Origin of the sequence: Paraburkholderia lycopersici (assembly GCF_900096975.1) — a bacterium.
In the GTDB taxonomy this organism is placed as follows: Bacteria; Pseudomonadota; Gammaproteobacteria; order Burkholderiales; family Burkholderiaceae; genus Paraburkholderia; species Paraburkholderia lycopersici.
The window spans coordinates 62,767-81,126 of the sequence record NZ_FMYQ01000013.1 but is presented as its reverse complement, the minus strand read 5'-3'; the positions used below and the strand labels follow the sequence as shown (position 1 = coordinate 81,126).

Annotated in this window: 12 protein-coding genes; 2 read left to right on the top strand and 10 right to left on the bottom strand. The window is 61.7% G+C overall.

All coding sequences use genetic code 11. The annotated features are described in order from the left end of the window. Positions 1-55: 55 nt before the first annotated feature. From BLU17_RS15825 to BLU17_RS15790, 8 genes are all read right to left on the bottom strand, one after another. Positions 56-1,468 (bottom strand): EAL domain-containing protein, encoded by a 1,413-nt coding sequence (locus BLU17_RS15825; RefSeq protein WP_176929111.1) that lies wholly within the window; start codon positions 1,466-1,468, stop codon positions 56-58. A 336-nt stretch (positions 1,469-1,804) separates the two neighbouring features. Further along, positions 1,805-2,782, bottom strand: coding sequence for a fimbrial protein (locus BLU17_RS15820; RefSeq protein WP_091998042.1), 978 nt, complete (start codon positions 2,780-2,782; stop codon positions 1,805-1,807). A 40-nt stretch (positions 2,783-2,822) separates the two neighbouring features. Next, complete coding sequence (locus BLU17_RS15815; RefSeq protein ID WP_091998040.1) at positions 2,823-3,788, bottom strand: fimbrial protein; 966 nt, start codon at positions 3,786-3,788, stop codon at positions 2,823-2,825. A gap of 20 nt (positions 3,789-3,808) precedes the next feature. Next, a complete protein-coding gene (locus BLU17_RS15810) occupies positions 3,809-6,463 on the bottom strand; it encodes a fimbria/pilus outer membrane usher protein (RefSeq protein ID WP_091998038.1) in 2,655 nt (884 codons plus the stop codon). Positions 6,464-6,627: 164 nt separating this feature from the next. Next, on the bottom strand, positions 6,628-7,392 hold the full coding sequence (locus BLU17_RS15805; RefSeq protein ID WP_091998036.1) for a fimbrial biogenesis chaperone: 765 nt from the start codon (positions 7,390-7,392) through the stop codon (positions 6,628-6,630). Between the two features lie 102 nt (positions 7,393-7,494). Beyond that, on the bottom strand, positions 7,495-7,992 hold the full coding sequence (locus tag BLU17_RS15800; protein ID WP_245746881.1) for a fimbrial protein: 498 nt from the start codon (positions 7,990-7,992) through the stop codon (positions 7,495-7,497). A 527-nt stretch (positions 7,993-8,519) separates the two neighbouring features. Further along, the gene (locus BLU17_RS15795) at positions 8,520-9,236 is read right to left on the bottom strand and encodes a response regulator (RefSeq protein ID WP_091998214.1); all 717 of its coding nucleotides are present in this window, start codon (positions 9,234-9,236) and stop codon (positions 8,520-8,522) included. Positions 9,237-9,633: 397 nt separating this feature from the next. Then, positions 9,634-10,317: a response regulator gene (locus tag BLU17_RS15790; RefSeq protein WP_483874360.1), complete on the bottom strand. Its 684-nt coding sequence runs from the start codon at positions 10,315-10,317 to the stop codon at positions 9,634-9,636. Between the two features lie 231 nt (positions 10,318-10,548). Here BLU17_RS15790 and BLU17_RS15785 point away from each other — a divergent pair, with 231 nt between their 5' ends. Together BLU17_RS15785 and BLU17_RS15775 are read left to right on the top strand one after the other, a co-directional pair. Then, positions 10,549-13,611, top strand: a complete 3,063-nt coding sequence (locus tag BLU17_RS15785; protein ID WP_245746880.1) for an ATP-binding protein — start codon at positions 10,549-10,551, stop codon at positions 13,609-13,611. Positions 13,612-14,436: 825 nt separating this feature from the next. After that, positions 14,437-15,912, top strand: coding sequence for a metal-dependent hydrolase family protein (locus tag BLU17_RS15775; protein WP_091998028.1), 1,476 nt, complete (start codon positions 14,437-14,439; stop codon positions 15,910-15,912). 142 nt (positions 15,913-16,054) lie between these two features. Here the strand turns inward: BLU17_RS15775 and BLU17_RS15770 are convergent, their stop codons facing one another. After that, positions 16,055-17,335 (bottom strand): SUMF1/EgtB/PvdO family nonheme iron enzyme, encoded by a 1,281-nt coding sequence (locus BLU17_RS15770; protein WP_091998026.1) that lies wholly within the window; start codon positions 17,333-17,335, stop codon positions 16,055-16,057. 145 nt (positions 17,336-17,480) lie between these two features. Further along, positions 17,481-18,233, bottom strand: coding sequence for a helix-turn-helix domain-containing protein (locus tag BLU17_RS15765; RefSeq protein WP_091998024.1), 753 nt, complete (start codon positions 18,231-18,233; stop codon positions 17,481-17,483). Between the last annotated feature and the right edge of the window lie 127 nt (positions 18,234-18,360).

Below are 18,360 nucleotides of genomic sequence, written 5' to 3'. Positions count from 1 at the left end.
GATCCGTTGCGCGGCGCGGACCGTGATGAAGCGGCGCCGCAACTGACGCAGCCGCTTACGCCGACGCACCCAGTTGTGTCGCAAATGCTTCAAGCGACATCGGTCGTGCAAACCGGTAGCCCTGCAGCACATGGACGTGCCGGCACTGAAGGTATCGCCATTGCGCTGCCGTCTCGATGCCTTCCGCGATGATCTTCACCTTCAACCGGCGCGCGAGATGGATCACGCTGTCCAGAACCGGCTGCTCCACCGTGTTTTCGGCGACGCGTGAAACGAGGCTTTTATCGACTTTCAGCACGTCGATACTCAGATCGTTCAGCAGCGAAAGATTCGCGTGGCCCGTACCGAAGTCGTCTATCGCGATGCTGATGCCGAGACCACGCAGACTCGCGAGCGAATCCCGCATGGCATCGTCCAGCACGATGAGTTCGCGTTCCGTCACCTCCAGCACGAGCCGGACGTCTGGACGCTGGAGTGCGCGCAGAAAGCGGCGGCAGTCCTCGACCAGACTGCCCTCCACGAGTTGTGCCGGGCACACGTTGAAGCTGATGTGAAAGCCCTGCGGAAGATCGACTGCATTGAGCGCTTTCGCAACCGAAGTCATCAATTCCCGCGTGAGCGGCACGACGAACCCGGATTCCTCCGCCGCAGGAATGAACTGGTCAGGAGACACAAAGCCGAACGTGCCGTGACGCCAGCGCGCCAGGACCTCCGCGCCCACCCATTCGCCGCTGTGCGCGTCTACCAGCGGCTGGAGGTACGGCGAGAATTCGCCCGCCTGCAGCGCCTTGCCCAAAACCTTGCTTGCACGTTGGGGCTTGCCGGCAAACCACCAGAACAACGAAGCGGCCAGTGCCGACAGAACCATGATCGCCACCTGCCAGATGGCGAAGCGATAGGACACTCCCGGGAGCAAATCCGGTTGGCTGTAGCCGGCCTGGACCTCCAGCGGGTAACGCGTCGATCCGGCCACGGCCCACGTCGTTCCGGCGGCAGGCGCGCGATGCTCGACCACGCCCTCCGCGCTGAGCCAGACGTCGCCTACGCGAAGCGCTGCGGTTCCTGTGCGATCGAAAGCCTTTAGCGCTCGGGCCAGGTGGTGACCATCCACGGCAATCAATGCCGCGCCGTCATGCGTCGCCGCCCGCAGCACGAGCAGCGGCGAATCAGGCGTGACGCGGTTGAACGGCAGGAGCTCCAGCGTGCCGCTCGCGAACGCCTTCGAATCGATGACTTCGTGTGCCTCGCCGAGCAGTGAGGAACAGTACAGAATGCCCGAGGGATCCACGAGATTTGCGGAGCGCACGTAAGGTCGCGACTGGACTGCCTCGCGTAGGGGAAGTGCCGCGCGAGAGCAGGGCTGATCCGCGAACGCGAGCGTTTCCGTGGCCGCTTCGGATGCCTGATCGATCATTTTTTCGATCTCGCTCAGAATGACGCGGCTGCCTTCGGTTGCCTGTCTGTTCATATGCGACTCGACGACTAGTCGCTCGATTGCAATTCCGACGATTGCAACGATCAGAAAAATGGCGATCGCCAAAGCGATACGTCGAGTGCGCGCGATGCGCGGCAAGGTAATGGGGTTCATCGTCAAATCCTTTGTTTGCCTGGAGTCAGGAATTGCGAGCTGGCCGCCTGTGCCCTGCGTTGCACGCGGGCTTCCTTTTAGGTACCTGGGTTGGCAACTTGCATAAGCGCCGCCTCGATCATGAAAAACCAGTGCGTGGTATTGCGGATGTAGTCGGCAGCGGCCTTACCGCGCTATGACATGCTGTGAGGCCGCTCCCGACCCGGCGCACACCGTCTATTGATAGTCGACCAGCACCTGCATACTGCCGCTCACCGACCCAGGCTTGACGCTCGCGCCCGTCTGGATATACGACGCCTGGAAGGAAACCGAATACGAACCGCCGGTTGCCGGGTTATAGGCAGTAAGCTTGTTCGACGTGTTGAACGTCACGGGCGTGCCGTTCGTATCGGTCACGCGGATGCGGACACCCGTGGCCGTCGAACCCGATCCGAGCGGCAAGGTGCCCGCGTAGCCGGTCGTTTCGCTGCCGACCGGCGTGAGGCTGTAGCCTACGCGGCTCACGCCCGCGGGGCAGTTCTGGAGGGTAATAGAGAAATTCTGCGCGCCCGAAGTCGTGCCCAGGCCGCTGAAATTCCCCGAGCTGACAGACGGCAGAGTGATAGTCTGGTTCGGAACCGAGCAGGATTGCGTCTTGATCGTTGCCTTGGGAAAAAAATACCAGACGAGCGCCGGCAAGCTGGCTCCGCGGTCCAGGGTTGTGACGGCGTATGAGGGCGAACTCGACGCCCCGATCTGGCCGGCGATGATCGGGTCTCCCGTGGCGATCAGTTGAAACACGAGGGAAGTGGTGAGTGTGATCGTGGTGCTGCTAGAGGGCAACGGCTTCCCGTTGGCGAGTATTCTGAACGCGATACCCTGCACCTCGGTCGCCAGGTTCGGTCCGCCTGTGTAGTAGGAGTCGCGGTTGTAAAGCTGCATGGCGACTAGCGTGCAACTGCTTGCGTTGCACAGTTGTGTCGGCGTCAGAGAGTCCGTCGCAAGGACTGTGCCCGCGGGATATTGTGTTGCCGTCGTGATCGTTCTGCTGCTGAACGGGGGGTAGCTGGTAGTGTCAGGGTTAACAGCAAAGACCGGCGACGACATGCCGGCCAGCAGGGCTGCCGCCACGAGGCCGATCGTGGCGCAGCGCTTGTGAACGTCCTGCGCGATTGCGAGAAGGGTACGCCCCAGTACGGAAGAAAAGCAGTTCATCGAGTTCCCCTCATGTTCTATGCGAGTGCGCAACGCCCGATTACTGGTAATCCAGCAGCACTTGCATACTGCCGCTCACCGACCCGGGCGTGACGCTCGTTCCCGTCTGGACATACGACGCCCGATGAGGAACGGAATACGAACCGCCGGTTGACTGGTTATAGGCAGTGAGCTGGTACGACGTGTTGAACGTCACGGCCGTGCCGAGCGAATTGGCCACGCGGATGCGGACGCCCGTAGCCGTCGAATCGGCGCTGAGCGGTAACGCACCTGGGACCGTCGTTTCGCTACCGACGGGTATGAGGCTGTAGCCCACGCGGTTGTAGCCCGGTGGGCAACCGGTGAAGTTGATGTTGAAGCTCTGTGTGCCTTGGACGCTGCCGACGCCACCGAAATTTGTGGGACTCACCGCCGGTAGCGTGACGGTCTGGTTTGGAACTGAGCAGGTTCCATTGATGACCTGAACCGTTGCTGCAAGAAAGAACTGGTATTGGTTCGGTTGGCCGAGACTAAACGTGAAGTAAGCGGGGGACATGTTTGGCGCGATCAACCCTTTTAAGGAGCCAGGCTGGATAGCCGTTCCATTGGCCACCAACTGAATCTCAATGGGGCTCACGATAGTGGTTTTTAGCATGCCGGCGACCACTGGTTGCCCGTTGAGGATCATTCGAGTTGAGAGGCCGGTGACGGAGGTCAGGACATCTGGCCCGCGAACTGACGTCGATCCGCCGAACTGCCATAGCTGAACGTCCCAGGAACCCGTACATTGCGCTGCACGGCAGATTTGTTGCGGCGTGACATAGTCGCGCGCAACTATTGTGCCGGGGGCAACAGTCGCCGGCACCTTGATTGTCCCTTGGCCGAATACGTATTGGGCAAATGCCGGCGACGAAATCGCAGCCATGAGTCCCACGGCTGCGAGCCCGCTTCGCGCCCATCGGGCACAGGCTACTCGCGTAACCGATGATTTGACGATAGACGCTGCAATAGAAAGAAAGCGGTTCATGTTGGATATCCTTGTGCCGCCTAATTTTGAAGCGGCTTTTCTGCCGAACTCCTGGCGTTCTGGTTAATTGGCAATGGGATCCGGCAACTCGTTTCGATCTGCTGGTATCCATGTCCGGATTTGCTGTCTTTCGCCGGGGCCAGTTTGTATGGCATGGCGCATGACGTATCGCCTTTGTTCCAGCGGACGGTCAAGGTGCCTTCGTCCTGGAGTCCGCGTGCGAGGATCCGACCACCCTGGCCGACCACGCCAACCTCCTTGCCGGATTCGTCGAGTACCTCGGCGCCGAACGGCATGGCCTCGCCGTTGGTCTGGCGGACGGTGATCAACGCAGCACGACCGACGTCGGTCGAGAACTTGATCAGCGGTACGGCTCCTGCATGGGGCGCGACCTGTTGCGACGTGACCTTCAACTCCACGTCGAGCGGAAGCCCGGTCGGATCGAGTTGGATGGCGTTCATCGAGTACGGCGTGAGCGACGGTACGACCGCATAGCCGCGACTGTCCACCCGTACGCCCGGCGAGTTGAGAACACGTGCGCCTTCCGCACCAGGCACCTCGACGACGCCGAACGTATCGGACAGCGGCTGCGCCAGCGTGATGCCGCCCGGATGCGCTACCACTGCACCTTGCGCGCCGATCGATGCCTGCTGATAGCCTCGGCCCGCGCCGGCGCTTGCGGTCAACTGGGCATACGGCGCGCGATACACGAGCGTGCCGCTTCCATCGGTCGACGATCCGCTGTGTTGAGACGTATGGTTTGCCGTCGCGCTGTAATACAACGAGTCGTCGGCCCCGACGCTTCCCGACAGCATTGTCTGCGCCTGGGTGCGGCCGCTGGTGTCGTGGCTCAGGTTCGAAGTGGACATGACCGAATGCGACTTGCCCAGCGGAATAGTGACGCTCGCGTAAAACGTCGTATTCGTGCCGCGGAGGCTCGTTTTCTCGCGCATCACCGAAAGCTGGTAGTTGACGTTGCGAAACGCATTCGAATACACCGCGTTATAGGTCACGTCCGAGCCGGGGCGGTTCCAGTAAGTGCCTGCCGACAGCGTCATGCCGAAACTCCCAGCCCTTTCACCAAGGCTCTGATTGATCGACAGCGATGCGCGGTTGCGTTGCCGCATGATGTCGTTCACCGACCCGCCGTGCGCCACGGTTTCGCGCGTCAGCATTGCGTCGTTGAGCGAGAAAAAGCCGCCGGTCGAGTATCGGTACGCAGCAATGGCGATGTCCGTGGACGTCTGCGGAATCGACTTCGAATAGCTGACCCGCATACTGCTGCCGCTGTAGTGCCTCTCGCCAGGTACGGACGTCGTCGCTTGCGTGACGTCCAGCCCGAGCGCGCCGAACGGAGTATTGAGCGCGGTTCCCAGCATGAACGACAGATAACCCTGGCCGGCCGTCATGCCGCCGTAGCCGGTCAGCAGGTTAGTGATGCCTTGCTGCCACGTGCCCTGCACGAACAACGGGTTGCTGTCGCCTTGCGACGTGCGGACCGTACCGGCCACGAAGCTGTACCGATGCGTGCCGGGACGCAATGAAAGCGGAACGGCCGCATACGGTATCGAAAAGCTGTGGACCGAACCGTCGGCTTCGGTAACCGAAACGTTCAGGTCGCCGCCATAGCCGGTCGGATACAGGTCGTCGATCTCGAATGCCCCGGGCGCCACCGTCGTTTCGTAGATCTTGACGCCATTCTGGGTGATCGTGACCCGCGCGTTGCTCGAGGCGATACCGCGCACGACCGGCGCATAGCCACGCATCGAGTCCGGTCGCATCCGGTCGTCCGTTTCGAGCTTGACGCCACGGAACTGCGTTGAATCGAACAGCTCACCGCTCGTATAGGCTTCGCCGATCGTCAGTTGCGACGTGAGCGAAGGCAAGTCGCGCTGTACGTAAGTGGCGATGTCCTGATAGCTTCCGCTGCTTCTGCTAGCCCAGCTATACGATCCCTGGTGCCGGAAATGCCAGCTACCCAGGTTGAGGCCCGCCATCAGTCCAACATAGCCCTGCGACGTCGTGGTGCCTCCCGAGGTGCGGGAGGTGTACGCGTTGGCGCTGTAGTTCAGCATGCCGGTGGTTACGCCGGCATCCCATTGGTTCGGGCTGACGTAACCGCGCGGCGTTCTGCGCAGCATGCTCTGCGGGATGCTGAGCGAGAGACGCTGCTCGCCGAGGTCGAATACGACGGCTGCATCCGTGATGGCTTCGGGCAGCGCGACGCACGCGTCGTTTGCCTTGAGCTGGTTTTGCACATCGACCGACAGCTTTTGCAGATCGACGCCGATACTCTCCAGGAGCGCCGCATTGAAGCAGGGCTGTGCGTTTTTTTCGGCGGCGACGGCGCGAAACGACACGGGTGTGCGCGTGACGTCGTTGCCATTGACGTAGATGTCGACGGTGTATTCACCGGGCAGGACGACATTGCCTTTTTCGAAGCGGGAAAGATCGATGCTTTCGCCGCCGGTGTGCGCGAGGAATCCGCTATCGAATTCAACGTCGTCGGAGGCCGATTGCGTGCGGGAGCGTTCCGCCCGGTCGTCCTGTTTCATGGGCGCGGCATCCACGGGCGCTTGCCAGAACAAAAGCGCGGACAGCACGGCCAGATAGAGCGGGTCGAGTCGTGGCACCCGACCACCGTCGAGGCCACCATGGCGGGTAGACAACGTCATGTTGATCCTGTGATTTCTTGAGACTGGTAAGTCGGGTGGAAGGCGATGCGCTCCGTATTGCCGAGCAGCGGACGAACACCCGCCTGCCGGGCGCGTTCAGCGCCGGCAAGGACGAATCGGTGAAGCGGAAAGGGGCTAGGCCAACGGCTCTGGCTTGATGCGGCTCAGTGAAGCGTGCCGTTGCTGATGACCTGGGCCGGCGTCGCAGGACGTATCAATCCCCAGTCGTCGATGCTGCTGTACGTTACGGTGGCGCCGTTCGCGGGAACCGTGGTGAGCCCCGGAATCGGAAAGTAAATCGAGTCCTTGGCGGGAACGTACTGGGGTTCGATCTCGTGCTTACGTCCGGCTGCCTCAAGCTCGACGCTGCCCAGGTTCACTACGTACGAACTGGGATTCGATACCGCCAATTCGTAACCTTTGGTGCCATCGCGGTGCACGATTTCCCACCGCAGTTGCTTCGGGGCATCCTCAGCGCTTCCGGGCAGTCCGGCCGGCCGGTACATCACCTTGATTCGCGAACGGAATGCCAACTGGATCTTGTTCGTTCCATCGTCGCTGCGGGCCTTGGGCGGGATCTCCAGGACATTCAGCCAGAACAGCGACTCCTTGTCTGCGGGTAGCGGCTCGCCGGTATAAACCATGCGCAGCGTCTGGCCTTTGCCGGGATCGAGGCGGAATATCGACGGCGTTAGCACGAACGGCACCTTGATCGACTCCGGAGCGGCTTTTTCGTTGCCCGTATCCATCCATGCCTGAACCAGTGCAGGCGCCTTTCCGTCATTGTCGAGCTTGACGCTTACTTCGCGGCTGGCACCAGGAAAAATGACGCGCGTGCCGGTGATGACCACGCTTGCATGGGCCAGACCGCCCAGAACGATTGCGTTCAGAGCCAGCATGGCGAGTACTTTTGATATCCAGCGACTCATTTGCTTTTCCTTTCTGGTTGGTGGATTGGCCAGGCGGTTTCCATAAGCGGAGCCGCCTGGTGTGTGCGCCAGACCCGTATGGCCGTCCGGCAAGTTGCTGCGTTATTGATAAGTCAGCGAATATGAAACCTGCGAACTCACAGAACCCGGAGTCACCGTCTTGCCGGTGCCGATGTACTGCGCGAAGTATTTCAGCGTGGTGGGGCCGCTGCTGTTGAGCGTCACCAGCTGCGAGTTCTGTTGCCCATTGGGCGCGCCGACCACAATCGGAGCCTGCGACTCGCCCAGCAGGGAGATTTCGACGTTCTTCGCGCCGGAGGTCGAGTCGAGGATAAGCTGCCCGGTCGTCTGGTCGACCAGCGTGCCGTTCGCGAAAAAGGTCGATACCTGGGTCGCGGAGCCCGAGCAGCCGCTCAGGATGATCGAAAACGGCGTGCGCCCTGCGGTGGCGCCGCTTGCGCCCAACATGCTGGCCGAGACGCTCGGCAGCGTCACCGTCATGTCGCCGCCGCTGCCGGTTGCGCCACCGCCTGCGTTGATCGTGCAAGTGGTTGCACTCACATTGCCGTTGAAGGTGATCGTGCCGCCGTCCGCAGCCATGGCAGCGGAACCCGCAGCCGAAATCGATAGTACTGCCAACGACTTGAAGATATGATTCAGTTTGATTTTCATATTTGGTTTACCTTTTACGAAACTATTTGTAGAGTGAAGTTAACTCGCGAGGAGGCGTGACGGATCGCTTCGATATCACTGCGCCCGACCAAGATAATTTTGACAAATTAAGCTTCTCCGGGATATCGGATGGCGACGAAACGGCGGTGCGAGGCTGTCGTACTAGTACTAAATCACTACAATCAGGCGCGTTCTATGCTTGTGAAGGCCGTAGCAGCGCTGACAGGTCATGTGGGTGGTAGGTGGGAAGCCTTTACGGCGGCTCGCCAAAGCGGTGCTTTCGCATATGGACACGATGGCGAGCCAATCCGCAACGAGTTGCCGCGATGAGCGAAATGTTGCGCTGACAACTAGACGTATCGCATAAAGGTCGAAGTTATTTTTGTATTTTGTCCCGGACTCGTCCGACCCATTCTCTGGCGACCGGTGATGCCAACGCGGCGCAGCTGGCCAGATCACCTCGCGTTGAGGTCAGAATGCGTCGTAAGCGCAGTCGAGGCACTTTCTACATGGATGTCTGGCGGCGGGATCTCACGCCTTCCGTTCAAAATGAACGAGATAAGCTCCATGTCATTGGATGCGCCGAACTTGCGCATCGCGCTTCGCTTGTGCGAGCTGATTGTCTGCTTGCTGCGCTTCAGATAGGCGGCGATGTCGGTGACGGTATTGCCTGACGCGAATAGCCTCATAACCTCGGCTTCTTTCGGAGACAGCTCGATAACCGCATCGATTGAACCGCTATGTACGTTCGAGACAATCGATCTGACAGTCGGCGAATGATGTGTCCCGCCCGCAAAGGTGGCATGAACCGCAGTGATAATATGGCCGGTTGCGTCGGCCTTGCTGACTACCGATAGATTGTCTTGGGACGCTAGGGTGCGCATGACGGCGGGATTGTTCATCGTCGTCAGTACGACGATTCCCAGGTCGGGGAATTTCCGCTGCAGATAACCGAAGAGCCCCAAGCCATCGCGATATTTGCCTTCGGGCATCGTGAATTCGCAGATTACGACATCGCACGGTACGTGCTGCAACAGCTCGACGAGCTCGGTTGAATTTCGGCAAGCACCGATAAGGTTTATTTGGCCCGCGTTCTCCAGGATTTGCTGCAGTCCGATAAGAACTGCTGGATGATCGTCGGCAATTGCAACGCGGATGGAGAAATAGTTCATGAAATCGTACCGTTGAATGATGCGGTGCGCGATACGGGGCCGGGTACCCATGGCTCCAAACGGTAGACCTGGCATTTTTGCAACCAGATCGCGTTCCAGGCGTCGGTTCGCTCGGGTATTGCGCTCTCGCCGCCAATGTTCACGCGCTTTGGGTGAGTTGTCGGGACGGATTCGACCCGAGGCCCCGTGCCGTTAGAACAGCGACGAGAACGAGTTTATAAAAATTCGTTAAATCACAGATATCATACAAGTAAGTTATTTCGTCGCCGTTTAATAGTACTTGTATGAAAGTGAAGCTAATGCATTGGAATATCAAGCCGCATGCGAATCGGCCGAAAGCCATTGCGATGTGGGATGCCGATCAGGAGGGGCGCGGCGGCGAAAGAGGAACGGGCACCTACTTGTCTTTGGGCGCGTCGGAGGTCTGCGGGGAAGCGATCAGTCCGCTTTCGATAGCGTAGCGGATGAGCTCGACGTCGTTCGCCACGCCGAGCTTTCGCATGGCCATGGTCTTCTGCGTGCTGACCGTCTGTTTGCTGCGATTCAGTCGTTTTGCGATTTCCGTCATCGAAAGTCCCGAAGCGAACAACCGCGCTACCTCAAGTTCGCGCGGCGAAAGGGGCTGTTGGTTAGCGCGGGGCTCGCCGTTATTCACGACCTGCTCGATGGTGGGCGACAAATAGGAACCGCCGGCGTAACTGCTATGGATCGCCGTGATGATATGACCGGTTGCGTCGGACTTGCTCAGAATGGTGGTTACGCCCGCCGCGATGAGCGCGCGGATGACCGCGGGGCTGTCCATGACCGTGAGGGCGACAATGCCGACTTTCGGGAAATTGCGCCGCAGGTATTCGAAGAGCGCAAGTCCGTCGCTGTATTCGCCGCCCGGCATGGCGTAGTCGGAGACGATCACGTCGCAGGGCTGAGTCCTGAGCGCGGCAATCAATTCGGTCGAGTTATGACAGATTGCGACGATCTGTATCGTGCCGACTGGCTCCAGCGTATGAACAAGTCCACCCAGTACGGTAGGATGGTCATCTGCGATCACGACTTTTATCGAAAACTGGTTTCCGGCGCTCACGGGTTCCCCGCCATGCATATATGCCAATTACGATTTCGGGGCCCGCGAAGCCGGCCTTTCGTTTCGTTACGATGTCAGATTCGGATCATACCCGGACAATTGATTCATCGGGAATCGATCGCCAACCGGCCAGGTATCATGCGCCGCTTGCGGGCCGCGAGCCGCCAAGGCGCGTCCAAGCCGCGGGCGTACCCGTCCCGGCTGCAAAAGCGTGCCTGATAACCCCGAGCCATGCGCCCACCATCCCGGCCCAATCTGCTTGCGCGCTTCCGCGCCCATCAGCGAATCGTCCTGTTCATGGGGGCGGCGGTGCTGACGCTCTTCATCGTGCTGGCGTTCGTGTTGAGTCTCGTCGGCTACGTGCGAGAGGATCTGAATGACGAGCGGCAGACGTTCCGGCGCGATTGGGGACGCGTCACAGATATGGTCTCGGCGAGCGAAACCCGCGTGCGCATCGTGGCGGCGGGCGTCGAGACCGTGTCGAAGGGCGCCGGCAAGGGGGATGCTGCCGACGCGAGGACGTTCGAAGCGCAGGGCGGGCAGCTAGTGCTTCCCGCAGGGGCCGACTCCGGCGGCGCGTGGGTCCTCCGGCTGGCTCCTCGCGAGGAAAGCGGGAACGGCGAGGCGATTGGCCGCTTCCTCGCCGTCGCACGGGGCATTGCCGGCTCGGGCAACAACCTGGTGAAGACGATGAATGACGCCGTCGGGCTTCCGTGGGGGCTCAGCGGTTACCTCGTGACACCAGCGGCGTCCATGGTCGCGATCAGCCCGCTGCCCGCGCCGTCGGCATTGCGGGCGCGGGGCGGCGCCGCTGAGATGGCACGGCTGTCGGACTATTACGAGACAGGGCTGACGGACCTCGGTTCATGGACCGCCGCGCGGCAGCGCGGCGACCGGCGGCTACGCTGGCTGCGTCCGCAGATCGATCCGCTCACCGGTAAATCGCTGTTCCGCATCCTCGCGCTCGTGATCGCGGATGGCCGCCCGTTCGGCGTGGTTGGGGGCGTATTCAGTCCGGCGCGATTGATCGACCGCCTCGAGCCCGGTACGTTTTCCGGCGCTTACCGGGTGCTCGACGAACGCTTCGGTCCGGTGACGGGCAGCGCGTCCAGTCCGTTGGATCCGGCGGAGAAGGCATTCCTGATGGCGCATTGCGCCAGGCCCGCTGCGGCTGTTCAAGGCGGCGTCACGGATCTGTTCCACAGCGGCAATCTGTTGATCTGCGCGCCGCTCGGCGACACCGGCTGGACACTCGCCTACGTGCTGCCCGGTCGCGTCATGGCCGCCCGCGTGGCGCGCGATGTCGCGGGAGTCGCCTTCGCCACGGGGCTTGCCGTCGTCCTGTTGTGGACTTTCGTTCTGCTGTTCAACCGCAAGATCCTCGCGCCGCTGTTCGATCGATCGGAGCGCGTGTTCGAGAGCGAGCATTTGAGCCGCACGCTGATCGAAACCGTGCCGGTCGGCCTGGCGCTCGTCAACGCGAGCAGCCGCGCCGTGCTGCTGGAGAGCGCGCACATGCAGGCGCTGGAGAAGCGCGTCGCGCCGACCGGTGACGCGCTGATCGGCGACGTGCTCAGGCAGCGGGCGCCTGCCGCCTTCGAGGTGTCGCGCGACCGTGTGGCGACGACGTCCGATGTCGAACTGCACCTGCGGACCGGAGACGGGACCACCATCGACATCGCCGCGAAGCTGACGCCGTCCTGGTATCAGGGGCAGCCCGTCGTCGTGGCGGCGCTGTCGGACGTCACCGCCGAGCGGCAACTGGCGCGCGAACTGAGCGCCGCAAAGCGGGCGGCGGACAGCGCGAATGCCGCGAAAAGCGCCTTCCTCGCGACGATGAGTCACGAAATCCGCACGCCGCTGAACGCGATCCTAGGTCATCTCGAACTGCTCGAACGGCTGCCGCAGGCCGCCCCGGTCGCAGCGCGCGTGCGGACCGTCGCGTCGTCGTCGCGGGCCTTGCTGCAGGTCCTCAACGACATCCTCGATTTCTCGAAAGTCGAAGCCGGCGAAATGAGTTTCGAGTCGCTCTGCTTCGACGCGGCCGGGCTCGTTCGGGAAGCGGTTGCCATGTTCATGCCGCTCGCGCAGCGCAAGGGGCTGGCGATCACCTGCGCGATCGATCCCGCGTTGCCGCCGCGATATGTCGGCGATCCTGGGCGGGTGCGGCAGATCGTCGCGAACCTGCTCGGCAACGCGATCAAGTTCACGGACCGGGGCAGCGTCTCGATCGACGTGCGCGCGGGCGAGGGCGGCGCGACGCCGCCACTCGTGATCCGCGTGACCGATACGGGCATCGGCATTCCGGCGGACCGTCTGACGCGTGTGTTCGACGCGTTCGATCAGACCGACGCGTCGATTGCGCGACGTTTCGGCGGCACGGGGCTGGGGCTCGCGCTCTGCAGGCGCATTGCCGGCGCGATGGGCGGCACGATCGACGTGAGCAGCGAGGTGGGGCAAGGCAGTGTCTTCACGGTGACGCTGCCGCTGCCGCACAACGACGATGCGGCGGCCGTTCAGGAAGCCGCGTCGCAGTCGGCGGACGACGGGACCGACATGCGCGGTATCCGCGTACTCGTCGCGGAGGACGACGAGGTGAACCGCGGGCTGATCCGCGACCAGTTCGACGCGCTGGGCTATACGAGCGACATCGTGGAGAACGGTCTCGCCGCGCTGCGCAGTTTCAACGAGCGACACTACGACCTCGTGCTGACCGACCTCGGCATGCCGGTGATGGATGGCTACGCGTTCGCCCGCTGCCTGCGCAGCCAGGGGGCGCGTACGCCGATCATCGCCATCACGGCCGACGTCACCGCTGCCGACACGCAGCGCTTTCGCGACGCGGGAATATCGGGCGTGCTGCTCAAGCCAATGTCGCTCGCATCGATCGATGCGACGGTGCGGCGGCATCTGCGGCTCGCCGCCGATCCGAAGGCTGCCGCGGCGATCGAGGCCGAGGCGGGGCGGGCGGCCCCGGTGTTGCCGGACAGGCTGCGCGCGATACTGGAACAGCAGACCGCGAAATCGCTTGATGTCCTGACGAGCGCGATGGCGCAGGGCGACTGGGAAACCATCGCGTCGCAGGTTCATTCGATCAAGGGCGGCTTCGCGATGCTTCACGTCGAGGACGTGGTCGGCGCGTGCGTGCGACTGGAGACGTTACTCGGCGACGATCCGGACGACGCGGATGGCGAGTTGCTGCAGGCGCTGGCCGGGCTGCGGGAATGCGTCGCCCACGCACTCGGACAAATGGCGCATGGCGAGAAAATCGGTCAAGACAATGTGCGTGATTAAATCAATGCAGATCGTGCTTTCGATACCTGAACTTAAATCGCCGCGTCAATCCGGGAAATGGTCGAAATCAATTCGATTTCCGATTAATCGGGAGAGTGAATCAAGGCATATCCGGATTGACACGCGAAAATCAACTGGTTACCGATAAGTCACGATGGCGGTTATTCCCGAGCGATTGCCGGTATTATCGACAGCCGTCAAATCGATCGGTTGAGACTGCGAGGTCAACCTGAAATTACGTAGTGGGACGTGGTTCGACGTATCGACGAGAGCGACCTTTCCCGCAGCCGGACGAGGGCATGTGGTCCTGATCTGCATCTGGTCTGCCTCGCCGTGTGCGCTCAGCGAGCATGGCGGCTCGACAATCATGCCGCGGAAATGAATGACGCCACTGGCGTGGACGCTCCCGGCGGAGCACATGAGGAGCAGGGACGTGGCTAGTACACGATGTAGGACGATCGAACGGCGTGCCATGAAAACCTCCGCTATGTGAGGTGCATCGCGGCAATCAAAACTGCTTGCCAGGCGATTGCAATTAGTGGCTGTACATATAAAACGAGCCTCACGGATAAAATGTTGATTAAGGAAACCGGGATATTGCGATTAATTGATTGCCCCGGTTGAAATTAGAATAGGCGCATTTCTTCTGCATTGCAAGGATTTTGTAATTTTTCGGAATCGAACGATTTGTTTATGCGAATTCAGGGCAGAGATATTTCTGTAGGACGCAATGCCTTGAAATGCGCAGTCATGTATATTGAATGACCACTGCACCAGCGCCGCACGCCGCGGCGGTAGTGCATTCTGCAAACCGCGGAGAACAAAATGGCAGACAGGTATGGCGATGAAAGTCGGGGTTTGAGGTATCGCTTCGGGTGCGGTTGTCAAAGCGCTGCGACGCATGAGGTTTGCCGTCGCGTCAGCGAGGCGGTCTCGCGCCGCTCGTTCGCTCAAGACCTCGATGCCGCGTTCGGAGCGGGCAACCGCAGCTCGACCGATCCGGCCGACGCGGCTCTCGCCCGGAATGCGGCGCGTCGCATTGTTCTGAGCGGTGCGCGGATCTTCGACGGAGTGTCCGGCAAGCTGATCGAGGGAACCGACGTGATCGTCGCGGGCAACCTCATCGAGGATCTGCTGCCCGCCGGGCAAGGGGGTGGCGATGCGCGGGTGATCGACTGTGCGGGGCACGTCATCATGCCGGGACTGATCGACGCGCACTGGCATTCCATTCTCGCCGCCGTTCCGCTCGACGTGGCGATGACAGCCGACATCACCTACGTCTACCTTCTGGCGGCGCAGGAGGCCGAACGAACGATCCTGCGCGGCTTCACCACGGTCCGCGACGTGGGCGGTCCCTCCTTCGCGTTGAAACGGGCAATCGACGAGCATCGCATTGCCGGGCCGCGCATCTTTCCTTCGGGCGCGATGATTTCGCAGACGTCCGGACATGGCGACTTCCGCAGCCGCCGGGAGTTGCCGCGCACGGCGCTGTGCTCGCTGAGCGCGGCAGAGGCGGCCGGCATATCGTCGATTGCCGACGGCGTGCCCGAAATTCTGAAACGGGTGCGCGAACAACTGATGCTCGGCGCCAGCCAGATCAAGATCATGGCGGGTGGCGGCGTGTCGTCGATGTTCGATCCGCTCGATTCCATCCAGTACACCGAAGAGGAAATGCGAGCCGCGGTGACGGCGGCATCGGATTGGGGAACCTATGTTTGTGCCCACGTCTATACATCGGCGGGCATCCGCCGCGCCTTGTCGTGCGGCGTGAGGTCCATCGAACACGGCCAGCTTGCGGATGAGGAGACGGCGCGCAGGATGGCCGATGCCGGCGCATGGTGGAGTCTGCAACCTTTTCTGGCCGACGAGGATGCGAATCCGAAGGCAACGGAAGCGCAGCGGCTTCAGCAGAAGGCCATCGCGGAAGGAACGGTGCGCGCCTTTGAACTTGGTCAAAAGCACGACGTGAAAATGGCGTGGGGAACCGACGTTCTGTTCAATCCCGCGGGTGCTTCGACGCAAGGCAGGCAGCTTTCGAAACTGGCGCGCTGGTTCGAGAACGTCGACGTCCTGCGGCTTGGCACCAGCCGCAATGCCGAGCTTCTCGGCTTGTCTGGCTCGCGCAATCCTTATCCTGGGGAATTGGGCGTGATCCGGCCGGGCGCGTTTGCCGATCTTCTGGTCGTCGAAGGCAATCCGCTGGATGACGTAGCCCTGATCGCAGACCCGCAGAAGAACATGCGGATCATCATGAAGGACGGTCGGATCTACAAGAACACCCTGGGGGTGCAATTCCAGTAGACGGGATGTTTTTCTCGGGCTTAATCGGCGGGGTGTCGTTGTCCAGTTCGTCAGCCATGACCATAAGCATGACACTCCCCGGGCTCCGTGAGGGGGGAGCAATAAAGCATAAGCGCTCCAACGGCCTCGACTTATGCCTTATTTACCAATCCCTCACGCAGCGGAAGCCCGCATAAACATACTGGTAGCGCGGCTGAAACCAGTTACGGAAGGTCGGCCGCAGCATGCAGTGCGCCGTGCGTGGCGAGCCGCCTTTCATTAAATAGTGTTGACCGTCGAAGAAGTTCGCCGAATAGCCTTCGTAGAACGGAAACGCCTTAAAGTCCGGCAACGGCCCGAAAAGCGTCGACGTCCATTCCCAGCCGTTGCCATACAGGCCTTCCACGCCCCACGTGCTGACGCTGTCCGGCGTCGCGTCCACTGCCACCGGGTTCCAGTCGCGAAAATCGAAATTGTCGGTTCGGCCCGGCAACGCGCCATGCGCCGCGCGCTGCCATTGCGCTTCGCTCGGCAACTTGACGCCGCGCCAGCGGGCAAAGGCGCTCGCTTCGGCGTGGCTCACGTAGACGGGCCACGCGAGTGGCAGCGCAATGTCTTCGAACATCGTGCGCAGTCGCCAGCTTTCGGGTCCGCGCAACCAGAACACCGGATGCTCGATCCCGGTGCTTTGCTTCCATGCCCAGTCCGCGGCGTTCCAGAGGTCGCGCCTGCGATATCCGCCATCCTCGACGAATTCGAGAAACTCGCCGTTCGTTGTCATATAGCGGTCGATCTCGAACGCCGGCACGTCTACCTGCTGCTCGCCGAATTCGTTGTCCCAGCCGAATACGCCGCGCTCTGCGGTCATGCCGAGTTCCGTGCGGCCCGCGGGCACGTGCACCATCCCGGGCTCCACGGCATAAAGATGACCGGCGCGCGCGGACGGCGCGTCGGGTACGTGTTTTTGCTCGAACGGTAGCTGGTGGAGCATGTAAGCGAGCGTTTCGACGTGCATCAGCCGGTGCTCGATTGCCACGTTCAATAGCTGTCCTGGCGTGTCGTGGTTCGAAACATCGGGCGGCAGGTCGAGCGCCAAAAGTTGTTCGTCGATGCGCCTGCGCGCATCGCGGCCGTAGGCATGGACTTCGGCGAGCGCGGGCCAGTCGGCGGGCGTGTCGGTCGGCAACCCGCCATCGACGGGGTCGATGCCGAACGCAAACAACCGATCGAGGCGCGCATCGGACGAAGGCAGGTCGAACAGGCGCTTGTCGAAGAGGTTGCGGTCGAACGCTTCCAGATGGCCGATGTAAAACACAATGCGGTGACGCTCGCGAATCGGCCGCTCATAGAGAAACTCGGGCTTGACGACGTCGAAGAGGGCGTCGCTGGCGGCGCGCGCGTGGGCGAGGCGCGAAGCCAGCGCGGGGGAATGCGGGAGAGGCATTTCGGCGATTCTCCTTGCGTGAGCGTATTTGGGAACTTTAGCCCCGCGCAGGAGTTGTGCCAACGTAAACGCCGCGCTGCCCAGGCGCGGCGTGAGCGGTTCCGGACCAGGAGCCCGAGACGGGGCTCCAGCGCACAGCCGCGAATTACAGGTGACGCAAGCCCTCGAGGTCGATGATGCGGATGAGCTTGCCCTGTGCGTCGATCAGGCCGCGCTTTTGAAATTTCGACAGGGTGCGACTCACCGTTTCGAGCGTCATGCCGAGGTAGCTGCCCATATCCTCCCGTGTCATGCGCAGGTTGAATTCCGCATGCGAATAGCCGCGCTGGCCGTTGCGTTCGGAAACGTCCAGCAGGAAGGCGGCTACGCGCTCGTCGGCGGAAAGCGAGCCGAGCACCATCATTTGCGACGACTCACGAATGAGCTGTTCGCTCATGAGGCGGTGCAGCCGGTCCTGCATGGCGCCGGTTTCCCGGCACATGTGCTTGAGCGCCGAGTAGGGAATGATGCAGACCGAGCTGTCTTCGAGCGCGACGGCGCTACAGGTATGCAAGCCCGTGCTGATGCCGTCGAGGCCAAGCGGGTCGCCGGCGAGCCGCAGCCCGGTGACCTGCTCGCGGCCGTCGCGGTGCGCCATCACCGTCATGAGCGAGCCCGAACGCGCGACGTAGAGATTGTCGAACGGATCGCCGACGCGATATACGGCTTCGCCTCGTCGCACGCTGCGTGCGGAGCAGATCAGCGCTTCGAGTTTCGGCATGTCGTCGAGGGTAAGGCCCTGCGGCATGCACAAATGACGCATCGCGCAAGCCGAGCAGCGCGTGGACGTGCGCGGAGCCGCCACGGGCGTGCGGTTGCCGCGGCGCACGGTATGGGAAACGACGGTAGGGGTAAGCATAGCCACGCTCCTTTGATCTTTGTCCAAGGATTGTCTACCGGGGTCGAATCTCAGATTGGTGGCAAAGTGACGCGCTTTTGAGATGAATGCTGTTGAGTCTTGTCAGGCACCGCTTGCGCGGCGCCTG

Coding starts and splice junctions, on each gene's coding strand:
- BLU17_RS15825 (WP_176929111.1), bottom strand. CDS start 1,468: ATGAACAGACAGGCAACCGAAGGCAGCCGCGTCATTCTGAGCGAGATC.
- BLU17_RS15820 (WP_091998042.1), bottom strand. CDS start 2,782: ATGAACTGCTTTTCTTCCGTACTGGGGCGTACCCTTCTCGCAATCGCG.
- BLU17_RS15815 (WP_091998040.1), bottom strand. CDS start 3,788: ATGAACCGCTTTCTTTCTATTGCAGCGTCTATCGTCAAATCATCGGTT.
- BLU17_RS15810 (WP_091998038.1), bottom strand. CDS start 6,463: ATGACGTTGTCTACCCGCCATGGTGGCCTCGACGGTGGTCGGGTGCCA.
- BLU17_RS15805 (WP_091998036.1), bottom strand. CDS start 7,392: ATGAGTCGCTGGATATCAAAAGTACTCGCCATGCTGGCTCTGAACGCA.
- BLU17_RS15800 (WP_245746881.1), bottom strand. CDS start 7,992: ATGGCTGCGGACGGCGGCACGATCACCTTCAACGGCAATGTGAGTGCA.
- BLU17_RS15795 (WP_091998214.1), bottom strand. CDS start 9,236: ATGAACTATTTCTCCATCCGCGTTGCAATTGCCGACGATCATCCAGCA.
- BLU17_RS15785 (WP_245746880.1), top strand. CDS start 10,549: ATGCGCCCACCATCCCGGCCCAATCTGCTTGCGCGCTTCCGCGCCCAT.
- BLU17_RS15775 (WP_091998028.1), top strand. CDS start 14,437: ATGGCAGACAGGTATGGCGATGAAAGTCGGGGTTTGAGGTATCGCTTC.
- BLU17_RS15770 (WP_091998026.1), bottom strand. CDS start 17,335: ATGCCTCTCCCGCATTCCCCCGCGCTGGCTTCGCGCCTCGCCCACGCG.
- BLU17_RS15765 (WP_091998024.1), bottom strand. CDS start 18,233: ATGCTTACCCCTACCGTCGTTTCCCATACCGTGCGCCGCGGCAACCGC.